Here is a 15,818-nt window from a genome sequence, read left to right on the forward strand (position 1 = left end):
TGATCGATGGCGAAGATCCAAGAATTATCCGAACGCTTGGCCAATCAAATCGCCGCAGGAGAAGTTGTTGAACGACCTGCTTCTGTGGTGAAAGAACTTGTTGAAAATGCCATTGATGCCCATAGCTCTCAAATCGATATTCTCGTAGAAGAAGCCGGTTTACGAAAAATCCAAATCATCGATAATGGTGAAGGAATCTTAGCAGAAGACGTTGAAAATGCGTTCAAACGTCACGCGACGAGTAAAATCCATAACCGTGATGACTTGTTCCGTATTCGGACATTAGGGTTCCGAGGGGAAGCTCTTCCTAGTATTGCTTCTGTCTCTGAATTGACGATCGAGACAGCTAATCATGATGAAACACAAGGGACCTATCTTGAATTAAAAGGTGGGGAAGTGTTGACACATCGCCCTGCTCCATTGAGACAAGGTACGAAAATCACAGTGAGCAATTTGTTTTTTAACACGCCTGCACGGTTAAAATACGTCAAGACATTACAAACGGAATTGGCAAATATAGGCGATATCGTCAATCGACTAGCGTTGAGCCATCCCGACATCGCTTTTCGCTTAGTCCATGATGGCAACAAGATGTTAGCAACAGCTGGCAACGGAGATTTGAAACAAACGATTGCCGGAATCTATGGTTTGGCGACAGCGAAAAAAATGTTGAAGGTTGAAGCAAACGATCTAGATTTTGAAGTTTCTGGTTACATTTCTTTACCAGAAGTCACTCGTGCGAGTCGTAATTATCTTTCAACGATCATCAACGGTCGTTTTATCAAGAACTTTTCCTTGAACAAAGCAATCGTGGCAGGTTATGGTTCTAAACTGATGGTTGGTCGTTTTCCAATCGCTGTTTTAGAAGTCAAAATGGACCCGTTGCTTGTCGATGTGAATGTTCATCCAACGAAGCAAGAAGTTCGTCTATCGAAGGAAAAAGAATTGACTGAATTGATTGCACAAGCGATTCAACAAGCACTAAGTCAAGAAAATCTGATTCCTAGTGCAGCAGACAATTTGCGCTTCAAGAAAAAAATTGCCGATCAACCTAAAACAGAACAAATCGAAATCGATCTTTCTTATGCGTTTGAGGAACCACCAAAGAAACCGCAAAGTTTAAATTTCGATCGCCAGACAGGTACATTTTACGTGGAAGAAAATCCACAAAAACCAGCCTACCCTGTTGATAAGTCTGTGGAAAATGTTGAAAACTCTTCTGTTTTTTCTGAAGATACACTGAATTATCCAGAAAAAGAGGAAAAAACGGTGGATAACTCTGGTGAAAGTGTTGATAACTTTGTAGAAAAACCAGTGGATAACTTTCAACAAAATCATTTATCCACTGTTGATAACTACTCAGTACAAGAAGAACGAACAGCATCAGTAGAAGAGAAAAGCATAGAGGAAGAACCAAGATTTGAGCAAGAAGAAACCAAGTTGCATCCCGAGTTTGACATGAGTCAAGATAGCCGAATGTTGGAGAAAGCAATCAGTAAAGTCGAGCAGGAAGTACCAACACAACGCTTCCCACATCTTGAATATTTTGGCCAAATGCATGGAACCTATCTATTTGCTCAAAGCAATGAAGGCTTATACATCATTGACCAACATGCTGCGCAAGAGCGGATCAAATATGAATATTTCCGTGAAAAAATCGGCGATGTTTCAGATGATTTGCAAGAATTACTCGTGCCTTTTGTTTTAGACTATCCTAATAGTGATGCAATCAAGTTAAAAGAGAAGAAAGAACTATTGGAAGAGGCAGGCATTTATCTGGAAGAATTTGGTCAGAATAGTTTTATCGTGCGAGCGCATCCGACATGGTATCCAAGTGGGGAAGAAGAATCGATCATTCAAGGGATGATCGACATGTTATTGACAACGGGTGAAGTGAGTGTGAAGAAATTCAGAGAAGCCACAGCAATCATGATGAGCTGTAAACGCTCGATCAAAGCGAATCACTACTTGAACGAAGCACAAGCGAGGGTCTTATTAAAAGACTTAGCAAAATGTGAGAATCCATTCAACTGTCCTCATGGTCGTCCGGTATTGATCCACTTTACGAATTCCGACATGGAACGAATGTTTAAACGAATCCAAGATCCGCATTGATCCGCGAGATTCGGAAAGGAAGTTTTTGATGAAAATAGTATTGGCTTCACAGTCGCCTAGAAGAAAAGAATTACTCGAAAGATTAGTGCCAGAATTCTCGATCCAACCGGCAGATATTGATGAAACGCCTAAGCCAAAAGAAGACCCAGTTGCTTATGTTCAACGAATGGCAGCAGAAAAAGCAGCTGCTGTACAAAATAATGAAGAAACGTTAGTCATTGCTAGTGATACTACCGTAGTTCTAGGAAACGAAATCCTTGGTAAACCGGAGGATGATGAAGAGGCAAAACGGATGTTACGCAACTTCAGTGGTACGACACACGACGTCTACACAGCCGTCGTAATAACTGATGGGACGCAAGAAGAGTGCATCCTTTCCCAAGCATCAGTCACTTTTTATGAATTGACCGATGAAGAGATCGAGCGCTATCTAGCAACTGGCGATCACCGTGATAAAGCTGGGGCGTACGGCATTCAAAGTTACGCAGGGGCTTTCGTAGAGTCGATTTCTGGCGATTACTATAGTATTGTCGGCTTTCCGATCGGCGCAGTCAATCAGGCGTTGAAAAAATGGCCAGATCTTTTGTCCTAAAATCGTGGACATCTGTATCTAGGTGAATGAAATCAAAAACACATGATCCGAGTAGCAAGAAACGGATCATGTGTTTTTTCTGGTTACATTAGTTCATGACCTAGAGTCAAGCGTATCGGCTATAAGCTATAAAAAAACATGGTAAACTTAATCTAGCTGAAGGGAGTGGACGAAGTGATTACAACGGATAAGTTTTATCATGGTGAAACGAAAAAAGCGCCGTTCTTTGAAGGTTGGTATTTTAAGCATCAAATCGGCGATGAAGTCTACGCATTTATTCCGGGTTACTCCATTGGAGAACAAGGAGAAAAGTGCCCGTTTATCCAAGTGATCAATCATGAGTCTTCGGAAGTCTTTCATTTTGATCGTGAAGTCTTCATGGCAAGCGAAGATCGTTTATTTGTGAAAATCGGTGAGAATACATTTAGTGAGGAAGGAATCACACTAGCTTTACGTAGCCCCTCATTGACGATTGAAGGAACGATTTCTTATGGAGAGTTTACTCCGTTAAAAAGGAGTCGCTATGCCCCGAGTATCATGGGACCTTTCTCTTATTTATCTTTTATGGAATGCTATCACGGAATTTTAAGCATGAAGCATTCGTTAGAAGGAACGTTGAGTTGGAACGGTCAATTGATTGATTTTACAAATGGAATCGGATATTTAGAAAAGGACTGGGGAAGTTCCTTTCCCGCAACCTATTTATGGGTCCAATGCAATCAGTTTAGCGATTCGGATGCTCGCTTTTTCTTTTCCGCAGCAGAGATCCCGTTTTTAGGTTTTCGTTTTTTAGGAATCATTTCGGTTTTGCAAGTCGGTGGGGAAGAATATCGCTTATCCACCTATGATGGTGCCAAAATTTCGGAGATTTTCCGTGAAGAGGAGCATCTGATCATTCGAATACAGCAAAAAAATATTGAACTAGAAATGCAAGTGTTAGCAAAAGAAGGGCATGCGTTGATGGCGCCACAACAAGGTCAAATGAGTCGGATCATCCGTGAAAAAGCGAGTACAGAGATGACCTTGATTGTCCGAGAAAACAAGCAAGAAATCTTTCATCAAAAGGGGAAGGCTGCTGGTTTTGAAGAAGTGGGCAATCTCCATGGGCACGAGTATTAAGGATCTTGATCATATAAAAGTTATAGCGCACCTTCAAAAATAAGCCTGAACCTCAAGAAATTAGAACAATTTCCGGAGGTTCAGGCTTATTTTTCGGAGCGATGTGATTTTATCACATTCGACTTATTCGACAATTGATTTATATTCACTGTAACCAGCAGCATCCATTTCTTCATAAGGGATAAACTTCAAGGCAGCAGAGTTGATGCAATAGCGTAAGCCACCTTTATCTGCGGGTCCATCATTAAAAACATGTCCAAGATGGGAGTCGGCTTCATTACTTCTGACTTCGACTCGGTGCATCCCATGAGAAAAATCCGCTTTTTCTTTGACGTCTTTTCTGCTGATGGGTTGGCTGAAAGCTGGCCAGCCACAGCCTGCATCATATTTCTCTGCAGAACTGAAAAGCGGTTCGCCGCTGACAATATCGACATAGATCCCTTTTTCATAAAAATCGTCGTATTCTCCAGTAAATGGACGTTCTGTCGCATTTTCTTGTGTCACTGCATAAGAAATCGGAGATAATGTTTCTTTTAAGTCCTCTTTGTTTGTGTCGGTTGGTTTACTCATTGATACAGCCCCCTTTGTCTCCTAATCATACTGCCATCTGAAATAGAAGCAAACAATCTGCTTTAAGTAGGGAGGATAGCCTAGAAATTTAGCGGAAATTTAACGAACAGGTTTTACTTGCTACCTAATTACGTTGAGCTACTGGGCTTTTTCACAACCTAGATAAACGGTGTTCAAGAAGCAACACTTCGGTCATAAGCCAAAAAAATCAAAAATGAAACAGCCATTTTCGATTTTTCTGTCTTCTGCCTTAGTGTTAATCGCTTCTTTCACAACCTAGATAAACGGTGTTCGAAAGCCAACTCCTTCAATAGTAAGTCAAAACGTGAAAAAATATGAGAAGCTATTTTCTCACGTTCCGTCTTACTACTCGGAGCTGAACGGCTTTCTCACAACCTTCTTCTTCGTGCAAATTCCACGAACCGGAATTTGTCGAGGCGGTGGATCGATTCAGTGTATTCGAAGCATTCAGTATTTTCTAAATAAACGAGGCCACGGACAATTACGACATAAGGATCGTCATGGAGGTCCATCGACTCTGAAATACTGGCATCGATTGGTTCGACAGTGATTTCTTTTTGGGCATAGGCAATGGAGAGAGCTAGCTCATTTTCAAAGTATTCATAAATCGAATTGGCTGCTTGTTCCTTGGTTAAAGTAGGTACGGTTTCTTTTAATAAATAATCCCGATCTAAAATCACGACTTCGCCATTGATTTTTCTTTGGCGGACTAAATGCCAGACAGGTGTATTGACTGCCCAGCCAGTTACTTTGTGTAATTCGTTGTCGACTACAGTTTCTTCAAGTGTTTTTACGATCGTTTCACTCGGGATATGTTGATTTTCTTGAAGTTCCTTATAACTTGTTAGTCCAGCAATCGGGAAATCAAAACGATTTCGGTCTAAAACGATCGATCCTTTTCCTTGTTTCTTTTGAATATATCCTTCTGTCGTCAATAGATTAAGTGCTTTACGAATTGTTTCCCGTGAAACACCATAAATTTTGATCAATTGATTTTCACTGGGGAGTAAAGTATGAGGAGGATACTCTTTATCTAAGATTTTCTTTTCTAAGTCTAAAAAAATTTCATTAAATTTATTCATCGGTCCTCTCCTTTAGGCAATCGTTCGTTCTTCGCTTATAAACTATACTACAGCTATATGGAGATTTCAAACTGGATGTGGATAGAAGGAAGATGTTTCTACAACAAGGATAATAACGATTACAAGTTATTTATGTTTTTAGCATAAAACGCTTGCAATTTGTTGAGAAAAACATTATAGTGTGAGTACAAAGCAACTTGTATAAACAAGTCAAATGAAAGGGGTTTATGTTATGGGGAAATATCAAGCAGATGCCGAGAAGCTGTTAAAGGGAGTCGGCGGGAAAGAAAATATTGCTGCGGTCAGCCATTGTGCGACACGTATGCGCTTTGTTTTAAATGACCCTGCAAAAGCAAATGAAGCTGAGATCGAAGAGATTGACAGTGTAAAAGGAATGTTTACCAATGCCGGTCAATTCCAAGTGATCATCGGCAATGATGTCTCAACATTTTATAACGACTTTGTTGCGGTATCAGGAGTTGAAGGCGTTTCAAAAGAACAAAGTAAAGCTGCTGCAAAACAGAATCTTAATCCGTTGCAACGAGCAATTGCAGTTCTAGCTGAAATCTTCACACCATTGATTCCAGCAATCATTGTTGGGGGATTGATTTTAGGGTTCCGTAACGTATTGGAAGGCATTCAGTTCGAGAGTTTAGGTGGAACGATTGCAGAAAGTTCAACATTCTGGAATGGTGTGAATTCATTCTTATGGCTACCTGGGGAAGCGATTTTCCATTTCCTACCTGTAGGGATCACTTGGAGTATTGCAAAGAAAATGGGAACGACACAGATTTTAGGAATTGTTTTAGGGATTACTTTGGTTTCACCGCAATTATTAAATGCCTATAGTGTCGCTTCAACTGCCGCTGCAGATATCCCATTTTGGGACTTTGGCTTTGCACAAGTACAAATGATTGGTTACCAAGCGCAAGTCATTCCAGCGATGCTTGCCGGGTTCTTACTTGCTTATTTAGAGATTTTCTTCCGTAAGTATATCCCACAATCGATCTCAATGATTTTTGTCCCACTGTTTTCACTATTACCAACTGTTATCGCGGCTAATGTAGTGTTAGGTCCAGTCGGTTGGGCAATCGGTAACTGGATTTCATCAATCGTGAATACTGGCTTGACTTCATCGATCAGCTGGTTATTCAGTGCGTTATTTGGTTTCTTATATGCACCACTAGTTATTACAGGATTACACCATATGACAAATGCCATCGATATGCAGTTGATTGCTGACTTTGGTTCAACCAATTTATGGCCAATGATCGCATTGTCAAATATTGCACAAGGATCTGCCGTACTTGCAATCATCTTCTTGCATCGCGGCAATAAAAAAGAAGAACAAGTTTCTATTCCAGCGATGATTTCTTGTTATCTAGGAGTAACGGAACCAGCTATGTTTGGGATCAACTTGAAATATGTGTATCCATTTGTAGCTGCAATGATCGGTTCTGGTGTGGCAGGAATGTTTGCGAACTTGATGGATGTTCGAGCAAATGCGATCGGTGTCGGTGGTTTGCCAGGAATCTTAGCAATCCAAGCACAAACGTGGTTACCATTCACGATTGCAATGATCATCGCAATCATCGTACCATTTGGTTTAACTGTAGTATTTAGACGTAAAGGGATCTTGAACAAATTAGATCCAGTCAATCCAGAAGAAGTAAGTGTATTACAAACTGCGGAAGGCGTATCGATTCCTACACAAAACTTTGAAGCCGCAGGAACAACTGCTGTAGCCACTGCCAATGAAGAGTTATTCGCCGTTGCAGACGGAAAAATCAAAGCAATTACAGAAGTGAATGATCCAGTTTTTTCACAAAAAATGATGGGTGAGGGCTATGCGATCGTTCCGGACAATCAAAAAATCTATTCGCCAGTAAATGGTAAAGTAACTAGTGTATTTGAAACAAAACATGCCATCGGTATTCTAAGTGAAACCGGTGTAGAAGTTCTTGTTCACATGGGACTTGATACTGTCGAATTAAAGGGTGCACCATTCAATGTTCTTGTGAAAGAAGGCGATCCGGTCTCGCCAACGACACAACTAGCAGAGATGGATCTCAGTGCCATTGAACAAGCAGGTAAACAAACAGATGTCTTAGTTGTGCTAACGAATACGGACAAAGTGGCTGATTTCTCATTAAGTAAATCAGGCCAAGTACAACATGAAGAAATGATTGGTCAAGCATCTATCAATCGCTAATACACAGAGAAAATATGCTACGAGTTTGGGCCTTTATCAAAGACCTAAGCTCGTAGTTCTGTTTTTGGGAACACTTTTTTTAAATCGCAAAGTATGCTACAATGGATAGAAATATGGGAACGTATGTGTGCGAAAGAAAGAGGGTAACAACAGTTAATTAGTATCTATAATGATCTATAAATCTGTAGTCTTTATTATCGATATGTAGGATGCTCATATTGGGGTAAAAAACGATGGCTATGTACTCAATAGGATAATTTGAAAAACAGAGAGTCGTAACATCACAAACCTTAAGAAACTGGGATAAATAAGGTGAATTGACACCTGCTCATATTTCGCAAGGTGGTACTCGTTATTATTCTGAAGAACAACGAAATCAATTTTTAGGAATTGCTGAAAGAAACCTAAGCGAAAAATTATTGGCTATTGTAGAGGAAGTTCAAACAAAAAGATGACTTAGAACGTCAGATTGAGAATGTAAAAACTTACATGATTGCGCGAGGATATCCGAAGGGTTAAATCAGTTGATCGATTGAATGACCAACGGAGAAATAGAAAAGGTAGTCATTCTATACAAAGACCGGTTCATTCGTTTCGAGTATGAGCTTATTGATAACCTTTGCAATAAATATGGCAGGGAAATCGAGCAAATAAAGCGAAGAAAATGATTAAGGAATTGATGAAAGATGATACGAGCCAAAAAAGTCAGACTACGACCAACTAAAGAGCAAGAAAAAAAACTGTGGCAATCAAGCGGGACAGCTCGCTGGATATTTAACTGGACACTAAAGATGCAAGAAATGAATCATCGATTTGGCGGAAAATTTATCGTCAACAATCATTTACGAAAGCATATTACTAAAATCAAAAAGCGTCCTAAGTATGCTTGGCTGAACGATGTTTCCAATAACATTGCGAAACAGGCAGTAAAAGATGCTTGCGATGCCTATAAAAAATGGTTTGGTGGTAGGATAGGAAAAAGTCGTTTAAAGGTTGAAAAGCCACGGTTCAAGTTAAGAAAGAAGACGAAACCAGCTTTTTATAATGACAACATCAAGCTGAAAGTGAAAACAAAATCAGTTTTACTTGAAAAAATCGGTTGGGTAAAAACCAACGAACAAATCCCAAGGAATACAAAGTATTTTAATCCACGAGTTAGTTTTGATGGAAAGTATTGGTATCTTTCAGTTGGAATTGATAAAGAGCAACCATTACAGCACTTAACAGGTGAGACACTGGGGATTGACCTTGGTATCAAAGACTTAGCGACTGTTTCTAATGGAAGAGTCTACAAAAATATTAATAAAACAAAAAAAGTGAAAAAGATTGAGAAACGACTACGTCGGTTACAGCGTACAGTTTCTCGAAAATATGAAATGAATAAGGAGGGAAACCGATTTGTCAAAACGTGTAACATCTATAAATTAGAAAAGGAAATCCGGTATATACATCGAAGACTAGCGAATATTCGTCAGAACTACATCCATCAAACAACGACAGAGATCGTGAAAACCAAGCCATCGAAAATCGTTGTCGAGACATTGAATGTAAGAGGAATGATGAAGAATAAGCATCTAGCGAAATCAGTCGCACAACAAAAGTTCTATGAGTTCAAACGCCAACTACAGTATAAATGTGAAGATTACGGCATTGAATTAGTAGAGGCGGATCGATTCTATCCAAGCTCCAAACTATGCCATGAATGTGGGCATAAGAAAGTAGATTTGAAATTGTCTGACCGCACCTATCATTGTGAAGAATGCGGTTATACAGCGGATAGAGATTATCATGCAAGTTTAAATTTAGCTAGTTATATTGCTTGATCGATGAGCTTCTACTGAAACGAAAAACGTAGATATGTAGGATTCGTTGTATCCGAATTGACGCCTGTGGAGTGTTAGAACAAACGAGAGTAGCGAGCAATGGGCAAAATCGGGCACGTAGAAACAGGAAACAAACATCAATCTGACAACTATTATAGTTGGTTATAGATATTTATAGATTTTTGGCAACGGAAATTTCAATGTATGAATATCTAAGAGGCAGGGTGACTTTTATCAGTCCGTATTATATCGTTGTAGAAACGCAAGGGGTGGGCTATCAAATTGCGTTAGGTAACCCTTATCGCTATAGTAGTAAGTTAGATAAAGAAGTAAAAATCTATGTCCATCAAGTCATCCGTGAAGATGCACATTTACTATACGGTTTTGATTCACTCGACGAGAAACAATTGTTTTTACGATTAGTCAGTGTTTCAGGGATCGGACCGAAAAGTGCATTAGCGATCATGGCGAGTGACGATCATTCTGGCTTGATCCAAGCGGTGGAAACTGGCGATGTCACTTACTTGACGAAGTTCCCAGGTGTAGGTAAAAAAACAGCACAACAAATGATCTTGGATCTAAAAGGCAAGTTTGGCGAGTTGAGTATCGATACGCCATTTTCTTTATTTGATGAAGCAACGGTTCAAGATGCAAGTGCCTTGTCAGAGGCAATGGAAGCTTTAGCCGCTCTCGGCTACAGTGAGCGTGAAATCAAACGAGTAGAGAAACAACTTAAAGAAATCGACAATCAAACAACGGATGAGTATTTAAGGCAAGCATTGAAATTGATGATGAAAAAGTAAGGAGGACGCTTGATGACAGATGAACATCTTCTTTCACCAGAACCTGGTGAGAATGAATTAAGTTTAGAAAAATCTTTGCGCCCTCAATTGCTTGCGCAATATATCGGTCAACATAAAGTAAAACAAGAATTGAGTATCTACATCGAAGCGGCACGTAATCGTGAAGAACCGCTAGATCATGTCTTGTTATACGGTCCTCCGGGATTGGGGAAAACAACGATGGCTATGGTCATCGCAAACGAGATGCAAGTCAATATCCGTACGACAAGTGGACCAGCCATTGAGCGACCAGGAGATCTGGTGGCAATTTTGAATGAACTAGAAGCAGGGGATGTCTTGTTTATTGATGAGATCCATCGCTTACCTCGCGTGGCAGAAGAAATGCTTTATTCGGCGATGGAAGATTTCTATGTAGATATCATGGTAGGGCAAGGGCCGACTGCTCACCCCGTTCATTTTCCGTTACCACCTTTCACGTTGATCGGTGCAACGACTCGAGCAGGGATGCTGTCTGCACCTTTACGTGACCGTTTTGGAATCATTGCTCACATGGAATACTATGAAGAAGAAGATTTAAGAGAAATCGTTTTACGATCTGCCGATATTTTTCAAACGGAGATCATCACCGAAGGGGCTTTAGAAATCGCACGACGTTCCCGAGGAACCCCGCGGATCGCTAATCGCTTGTTAAAACGAGTGCGTGATTTTGCCCAAGTACAAGGAGATGGCAAGATCGATCAGTTGATTGCTGACCGCGCATTGACACTCTTACAGGTCGATCAAGCGGGATTGGATTATGTCGATCAGAAATTGCTACGTACGATGATCGAGCTGTATGGTGGGGGTCCAGTAGGTCTAAGCACTTTATCCGTTAATATTGGAGAAGAGCGAGAAACAGTCGAAGATATGTATGAACCTTTTTTGATCCAAAAAGGCTTTTTGAAACGGACTCCTCGTGGGCGGATCGCTACCGCCTATGCGTATGAACACTTTGGCTATGACTACCAAGTGTGATCACTCTTTTCTATTGAAAGAGCAAATAGTAGAATAATGATTGAAGAGATGGGAGGGATCATTGTGGGAGACGCTTCACATACGAAACAAATGATCAAAAAAGTCTTGGTGTCGCTTTGCGAAACACAGCCTTTTCGCAAAATCAGTGTGCAACAGATCGCACACGAAGCAGGCATCAACCGACAAACATTTTATTATCATTTCACCGATAAGTATGATTTATTGCGTTGGGTGTACTATGAAGATTCATTGCATTACCTAAAAACAGAATCGCTTTCTCTCGACAATTGGGAAGAGCAAGCATTGCTGATGTTAAAAGCCATTGCCGAAAATAAACAGTTCTATTCAAGTACCGTTAGTTCAGAACAGGAGATTCTGCAAAAGCAATTTTCTGCGTTGATCCAACCCTCATTTATTAAAATATTTGAGCAAATGGATGAAGAAAAACAACTAACTTCTAAAGATAAATTATTTTATGCTCGTTTTTTCTCTTATGGTTGTAGTGGAGTCTTAGTCAATTGGATCACACAAGGTTATACAGAAACACCCTTAGAAGTTGCAATGCAGTTCTTTCGTTTAGCCAAAGATACTGAATTGTATTCGTATCGGTTGTATGCATTGGAAGAAGAACAGGAAATAAAAGACGAATGACCTTTTTTCATTGATTCCAAAAATAGGAATACAAAAGGAGAGAATGCTATGACGAAAGTATTATTTGTTTGTTTGGGAAATATTTGTCGTTCACCTATGGCAGAAGGGTTATTAAAAAAGAAAGTGGCAGAAAAGGATATGACGGATTCCTTCGTCATTGATTCGGCTGCAACGAGCACCTATGAGGTAGGTAGTGCTCCTCATCCAGGGACACAAGCGATCTTGGCAAAAGAGCACGTTGATACGCGAGAAATGATTGCTCGCCAAATACGTCGAGAAGATTTCCAAAAATTTGATTGGATCATCGGTATGGATCAGTCAAATGTGGCGGATTTAAAGCAACTTGCGCCTATTGAAGCGCAAGAGAAAATCCAACTATTTCTGAGTCCAATCATTGGCAAAAAAGCACAAAATGTACCTGATCCATATTACACGAATAACTTTGAAGAAACCTATCGATTGGTCAATGAAGGCTTAGAAAAATGGCTTGAATTATGGGTGAAAAACGACTTAAAATAACACATGTATTGTTTGGTAGTTTTAGGTAAAAGTTGGTATAAAATAAACTATATTCTTGTTTTTTTAAGAAAAATTGGATAAAATAGGAGTAATTAAGTAACATATTCTTAGCTAAGGGAGGGGTACATTCAATGGATGAAGAAACAGTATCACCAATGAAGAAACTGACAAAGTTAGTGACTAATACTTCGTTTCAACTTTTTGATTCATTTGTGAATGACACAGAAGAAAAAGCTGAGAATGTACGGTTACAAGGGGAGTTCATTCTCGAACTCCAGAAAGCTGCAGCTCAGAATAGTTTAGTGATTCTACAAGTGCGCGAGAATCCACTAAGCAATAAGTACGAAACCTTTTCCGGTTGGGTGGCAACGAAAACAGTTGAGCATGACCGAGTGATGATTCGCTTGCAAAACCAAGAGCAACAAATCCGAATCGTCCCAATTGAACAAATCGAAAAAATCACTAGTCTTTCACCTACGGGAGACCAAGAGCGATTATCTAAATAAGAATAAAAGCTATGAAAAAGTAGATTGCTTTTTCATAGCTTTTTATATGTTTTTCTTACTAGAGAGAGAATCTAAAGATTCTCAAAGAACTTGATTTGTTGGATCGGTATGAATAAAAAAAAGGACCTGCTAGCCGGGGAGCTAGCAGGAAAGGAGTTAAAAATGAAAAAGTGTTGTTAGGGTTGTTTGTTGGTATACTTATATATTAAAGGTGAGTTGTGAATATTTTGTGACGAAAGTTTACCAAAGTTGTTAATTTTTTTATACAAAAAGTTAAACATCTCTTTTTTTTGTTAGCTAACAATCAAGTCAGACTTTTTTTCATTTTTAAAGAAACTCCAGAGTAATCCGATGATAAAGCCAATCACTGCTGGTGTGATCCAGCCCATTCCTAATGAGAAGAATGGGAGATAGGAATCAGCGAATGTTAAAATTCCTTTGACGAAACTTGTTTGCTTAATTGAATCAGGACAAGCATTCAGTCCATCCACGATGGAAGCGAGTAATGTGAAATATGTGGTCATTCGATAAACAGAAGTACGTTGTTTAAATAATGGGCCAAACAATACAAGTAAGATCAAGGTCATTGCCAATGGATAAATAAACATCAAGACCGGTAAAGAGATCTGAATAATATTCGTTAAGCCCACGTTTGCAACTAAACATGCTAATAAACTTGTTCCGGTTACAAAGAATAGATAGCTTCTTTTAGGAAACAATTCAGTGAATGTTTCTGCGAATGCAGTAATCAGTCCGATACCTGTTTTTAAACAAGCAAGAATCACGATAAAGGCTAATAGGATACTCCCGTAAGTTCCTAAATAGTGATCAGCAATTTGTGCCAAGGCGATACCACCATTCGCACTCATTGGGAATGTTCCTAGACTCATTGTTCCTGCATAAGAAAGTAGGGTATAGATGATCCCCATCAAAACGATGCTGATCGCGCCTGATTTGATCGTATCTCTTGCAATATCAGAAGGCTTTGTGACACCCATGCCGCGAATCGTCGTGACGATAATGATCCCAAAAGCTAAGGCAGCTAACGCATCCAACGTGTTGTATCCTTGTGTAAAACCAGTGAAGAATGCTTGGTTTTGGTAGTGAGGTTGGACAGGCGCATCCGCTACTGAGCCAAGTGGGTTGATAAAAGCAAGTAATAGCAAGATACCTAGTAATACTAAAAATGCGGGATTCAAAAATTTACCAACATAATCCAAGATTTTAGTTGGACGTTTGGATAACCACCAAGCAGCTAAAAAGAATAAGAAACTAAAAATAGCTAAAAATAATGTTTGATTTTCTGCTGGAATAAAAGGTGCTAAGCCAATTTCAAAAGAAGTAGTTGCCAAACGTGGTAAGGCAAAAAATGGACCAATGACTAAATAAAGTAAGACAGTAAAAATAAGTGCATAAGTTTTATTGATTCGTTGTGCTAATTCATAGACACCAGAGGTTTTGGAAACACCGATCGCAATGACACCTAAGAAGGGTAAACCGATCCCTGTAACTAAAAAGCCAAGATTTGCCCAGAAGATATCCGCACCAGCTTCTTGCCCCATATGGACAGGAAATATAAGATTACCAGCTCCAAAAAATAGGCCAAATAGCATGGAACCGATGAATAGATTTTCTTTGAATGATAATTTTTTTGACATAGAAAACTCCTTTACTTTTTTGTATTTTGTTAAAAGTAACAAATTATGTGATGAATTGCAACAATTTTCTGAAAATTATCGAATTCTCTAGAATGATGCTACACATTGACGAAACGACTGCTAACCCTGTGAGAGGAATAAGTAGCGTGTTTTCACTGCCTCGAAAAAATGTTAGTCAAAAGATCACTCCAATATCTGAATCTTCTTAATTTGAAGAGGTTTCTCACAACCACATGTTACGTGAGGTTGCGCAAAAGTTCAACCGATAAAGCGATCGGAACAAAAACAATAAATAAAAAGAAAAACCGCAACTTTTTGAGTAGGATGACCTTGCTCAATCAAGTTGCGGTAGTTTGAATACTAAGGGTGATTTGATACTTTATTAGTTATTCAAAATGCGTGACAAGAACTCTTTCGTACGTGTTTCTTTTGGATGAACGAAGATATCTTCAGGACTTCCTTCTTCCGCAATCACACCTTTATCCATGAAGATCACTCGGTCAGATACTTCTTTCGCAAATTCCATTTCATGGGTTACGATGATCATTGTCAGTCCAGTATGGGCTAGATCTTTGATCGTATTCAATACTTCACCGACCATTTCAGGATCAAGGGCAGAAGTTGGCTCATCGAAGAGCATCACATCAGGGTTCATTGATAGAGCACGAGCGATAGCGACCCGTTGTTTTTGACCACCGGATAGTTGAGAAGGACGAGCTTCGATGTATTGTCTCATACCGACTTTTTCTAAGTTTTCGATTGCCACTTTACGGGCATGCTCTTTCTCTCTTTTTAAGACAGTGGTTTGTCCAGAAATACAATTTTCTAAAACATTCATATTATTGAAAAGATTGAAAGATTGGAAAACCATACCGACATTTGTCCGATACTTTGGTAAATTATATTTTGGTGCTAAGACGTTTTCGTTGTTGTAAATGATCTCGCCGCCTGATGGTTTTTCTAGTAAATTGATACAACGTAAGAATGTTGATTTACCTGAACCAGAGGAACCGATGATGGTCACGACTTCCCCTTTATTGACGGTCATGCTAATATCTTTCAGCACTTCATTGTCGCCGAATTTTTTACTTAAATGATTGATTTCGATGATATTCTCACTCATAGGACTGCCT

General features: G+C 39.4%; 14 protein-coding genes and 1 pseudogene. 11 read left to right on the forward strand and 4 right to left on the reverse strand.

Translation table 11 applies throughout. The features are described from left to right. Nucleotides 1-6 precede the first annotated feature (6 nt). The 3 genes from mutL (at nucleotide 7) to IGJ39_RS00925 (ending at nucleotide 3,826) form a co-directional block, all read left to right on the forward strand. A complete protein-coding gene (mutL, locus tag IGJ39_RS00915; RefSeq protein WP_019723772.1) occupies nucleotides 7-2,115 on the forward strand; it encodes a DNA mismatch repair endonuclease MutL in 2,109 nt (702 codons plus the stop codon). Nucleotides 2,116-2,143: 28 nt separating this feature from the next. Beyond that, nucleotides 2,144-2,707: a Maf family protein gene (locus tag IGJ39_RS00920; RefSeq protein WP_019723773.1), complete on the forward strand. Its 564-nt coding sequence runs from the start codon at nucleotides 2,144-2,146 to the stop codon at nucleotides 2,705-2,707. A 174-nt stretch (nucleotides 2,708-2,881) separates the two neighbouring features. Then, complete coding sequence (locus IGJ39_RS00925) at nucleotides 2,882-3,826, forward strand: tocopherol cyclase family protein (protein WP_019723774.1); 945 nt, start codon at nucleotides 2,882-2,884, stop codon at nucleotides 3,824-3,826. A gap of 123 nt (nucleotides 3,827-3,949) precedes the next feature. Here IGJ39_RS00925 and msrB read toward each other — a convergent pair whose 3' ends face one another. Then, entirely contained in the window at nucleotides 3,950-4,396 is a 447-nt protein-coding gene (msrB, locus tag IGJ39_RS00930; protein ID WP_010734395.1) for a peptide-methionine (R)-S-oxide reductase MsrB, read from the reverse strand. A 389-nt stretch (nucleotides 4,397-4,785) separates the two neighbouring features. Continuing rightward, nucleotides 4,786-5,499, reverse strand: a complete 714-nt coding sequence (treR, locus tag IGJ39_RS00935; protein ID WP_019724170.1) for a trehalose operon repressor — start codon at nucleotides 5,497-5,499, stop codon at nucleotides 4,786-4,788. A 232-nt stretch (nucleotides 5,500-5,731) separates the two neighbouring features. Between treR and treP the strand changes: the two genes are divergently transcribed. The 8 genes and pseudogenes from treP (at nucleotide 5,732) to IGJ39_RS00975 (ending at nucleotide 13,027) form a co-directional block, all read left to right on the forward strand. Then, the gene (gene treP / locus IGJ39_RS00940) at nucleotides 5,732-7,711 is read left to right on the forward strand and encodes a PTS system trehalose-specific EIIBC component (RefSeq protein WP_019724171.1); all 1,980 of its coding nucleotides are present in this window, start codon (nucleotides 5,732-5,734) and stop codon (nucleotides 7,709-7,711) included. A gap of 233 nt (nucleotides 7,712-7,944) precedes the next feature. After that, nucleotides 7,945-8,435: pseudogene (locus IGJ39_RS00945) on the forward strand (MerR family transcriptional regulator). Next, nucleotides 8,398-9,534, forward strand: a complete 1,137-nt coding sequence (locus IGJ39_RS00950) for an RNA-guided endonuclease InsQ/TnpB family protein (RefSeq protein WP_195339472.1) — start codon at nucleotides 8,398-8,400, stop codon at nucleotides 9,532-9,534. The pseudogene IGJ39_RS00945 and the gene IGJ39_RS00950 overlap by 38 nt, the downstream one beginning before the upstream one ends. 200 nt (nucleotides 9,535-9,734) lie before the next feature. Continuing rightward, nucleotides 9,735-10,337: a Holliday junction branch migration protein RuvA gene (ruvA, locus tag IGJ39_RS00955; RefSeq protein ID WP_029594232.1), complete on the forward strand. Its 603-nt coding sequence runs from the start codon at nucleotides 9,735-9,737 to the stop codon at nucleotides 10,335-10,337. A gap of 12 nt (nucleotides 10,338-10,349) precedes the next feature. Continuing rightward, complete coding sequence (gene ruvB, locus IGJ39_RS00960; RefSeq protein WP_010734390.1) at nucleotides 10,350-11,351, forward strand: Holliday junction branch migration DNA helicase RuvB; 1,002 nt, start codon at nucleotides 10,350-10,352, stop codon at nucleotides 11,349-11,351. Nucleotides 11,352-11,387: 36 nt separating this feature from the next. Then, nucleotides 11,388-12,002: a TetR/AcrR family transcriptional regulator gene (locus IGJ39_RS00965; RefSeq protein ID WP_010734389.1), complete on the forward strand. Its 615-nt coding sequence runs from the start codon at nucleotides 11,388-11,390 to the stop codon at nucleotides 12,000-12,002. A 48-nt stretch (nucleotides 12,003-12,050) separates the two neighbouring features. Further along, nucleotides 12,051-12,521 carry a low molecular weight protein-tyrosine-phosphatase gene (locus IGJ39_RS00970; RefSeq protein WP_019724220.1) on the forward strand — a complete coding sequence of 157 codons (471 nt, stop codon included), beginning with the start codon at nucleotides 12,051-12,053 and terminating at the stop codon, nucleotides 12,519-12,521. Nucleotides 12,522-12,652: 131 nt separating this feature from the next. Further along, nucleotides 12,653-13,027: a hypothetical protein gene (locus IGJ39_RS00975; protein ID WP_019724219.1), complete on the forward strand. Its 375-nt coding sequence runs from the start codon at nucleotides 12,653-12,655 to the stop codon at nucleotides 13,025-13,027. Nucleotides 13,028-13,320: 293 nt separating this feature from the next. Here IGJ39_RS00975 and brnQ read toward each other — a convergent pair whose 3' ends face one another. Together brnQ and IGJ39_RS00985 are read right to left on the reverse strand one after the other, a co-directional pair. Further along, nucleotides 13,321-14,685, reverse strand: coding sequence for a branched-chain amino acid transport system II carrier protein (gene brnQ / locus IGJ39_RS00980; RefSeq protein ID WP_195339471.1), 1,365 nt, complete (start codon nucleotides 14,683-14,685; stop codon nucleotides 13,321-13,323). Nucleotides 14,686-15,067: 382 nt separating this feature from the next. Further along, the gene (locus IGJ39_RS00985) at nucleotides 15,068-15,808 is read right to left on the reverse strand and encodes an amino acid ABC transporter ATP-binding protein (RefSeq protein ID WP_010734385.1); all 741 of its coding nucleotides are present in this window, start codon (nucleotides 15,806-15,808) and stop codon (nucleotides 15,068-15,070) included. Nucleotides 15,809-15,818: the final 10 nt, after the last annotated feature.

Origin of the sequence: Enterococcus sp. AZ140 (assembly GCF_051714405.1) — a bacterium.
GTDB classification, from domain to species: domain Bacteria; phylum Bacillota; class Bacilli; order Lactobacillales; family Enterococcaceae; genus Enterococcus_B; species Enterococcus_B pernyi.

Bases quoted from the DNA above. Each gene is read 5' to 3' on its own strand.
- IGJ39_RS00970 (WP_019724220.1), top strand. From the start codon at position 12,051: ATGACGAAAGTATTATTTGTTTGTTTGGGAAATATTTGTCGTTCACCT.
- ruvA (WP_029594232.1), top strand. From the start codon at position 9,735: ATGTATGAATATCTAAGAGGCAGGGTGACTTTTATCAGTCCGTATTAT.
- brnQ (WP_195339471.1), bottom strand. From the start codon at position 14,685: ATGTCAAAAAAATTATCATTCAAAGAAAATCTATTCATCGGTTCCATG.
- IGJ39_RS00950 (WP_195339472.1), top strand. From the start codon at position 8,398: ATGATACGAGCCAAAAAAGTCAGACTACGACCAACTAAAGAGCAAGAA.
- IGJ39_RS00985 (WP_010734385.1), bottom strand. From the start codon at position 15,808: ATGAGTGAGAATATCATCGAAATCAATCATTTAAGTAAAAAATTCGGC.
- mutL (WP_019723772.1), top strand. From the start codon at position 7: ATGGCGAAGATCCAAGAATTATCCGAACGCTTGGCCAATCAAATCGCC.
- ruvB (WP_010734390.1), top strand. From the start codon at position 10,350: ATGACAGATGAACATCTTCTTTCACCAGAACCTGGTGAGAATGAATTA.
- IGJ39_RS00965 (WP_010734389.1), top strand. From the start codon at position 11,388: ATGATTGAAGAGATGGGAGGGATCATTGTGGGAGACGCTTCACATACG.
- treR (WP_019724170.1), bottom strand. From the start codon at position 5,499: ATGAATAAATTTAATGAAATTTTTTTAGACTTAGAAAAGAAAATCTTA.
- treP (WP_019724171.1), top strand. From the start codon at position 5,732: ATGGGGAAATATCAAGCAGATGCCGAGAAGCTGTTAAAGGGAGTCGGC.
- IGJ39_RS00920 (WP_019723773.1), top strand. From the start codon at position 2,144: ATGAAAATAGTATTGGCTTCACAGTCGCCTAGAAGAAAAGAATTACTC.
- msrB (WP_010734395.1), bottom strand. From the start codon at position 4,396: ATGAGTAAACCAACCGACACAAACAAAGAGGACTTAAAAGAAACATTA.
- IGJ39_RS00975 (WP_019724219.1), top strand. From the start codon at position 12,653: ATGGATGAAGAAACAGTATCACCAATGAAGAAACTGACAAAGTTAGTG.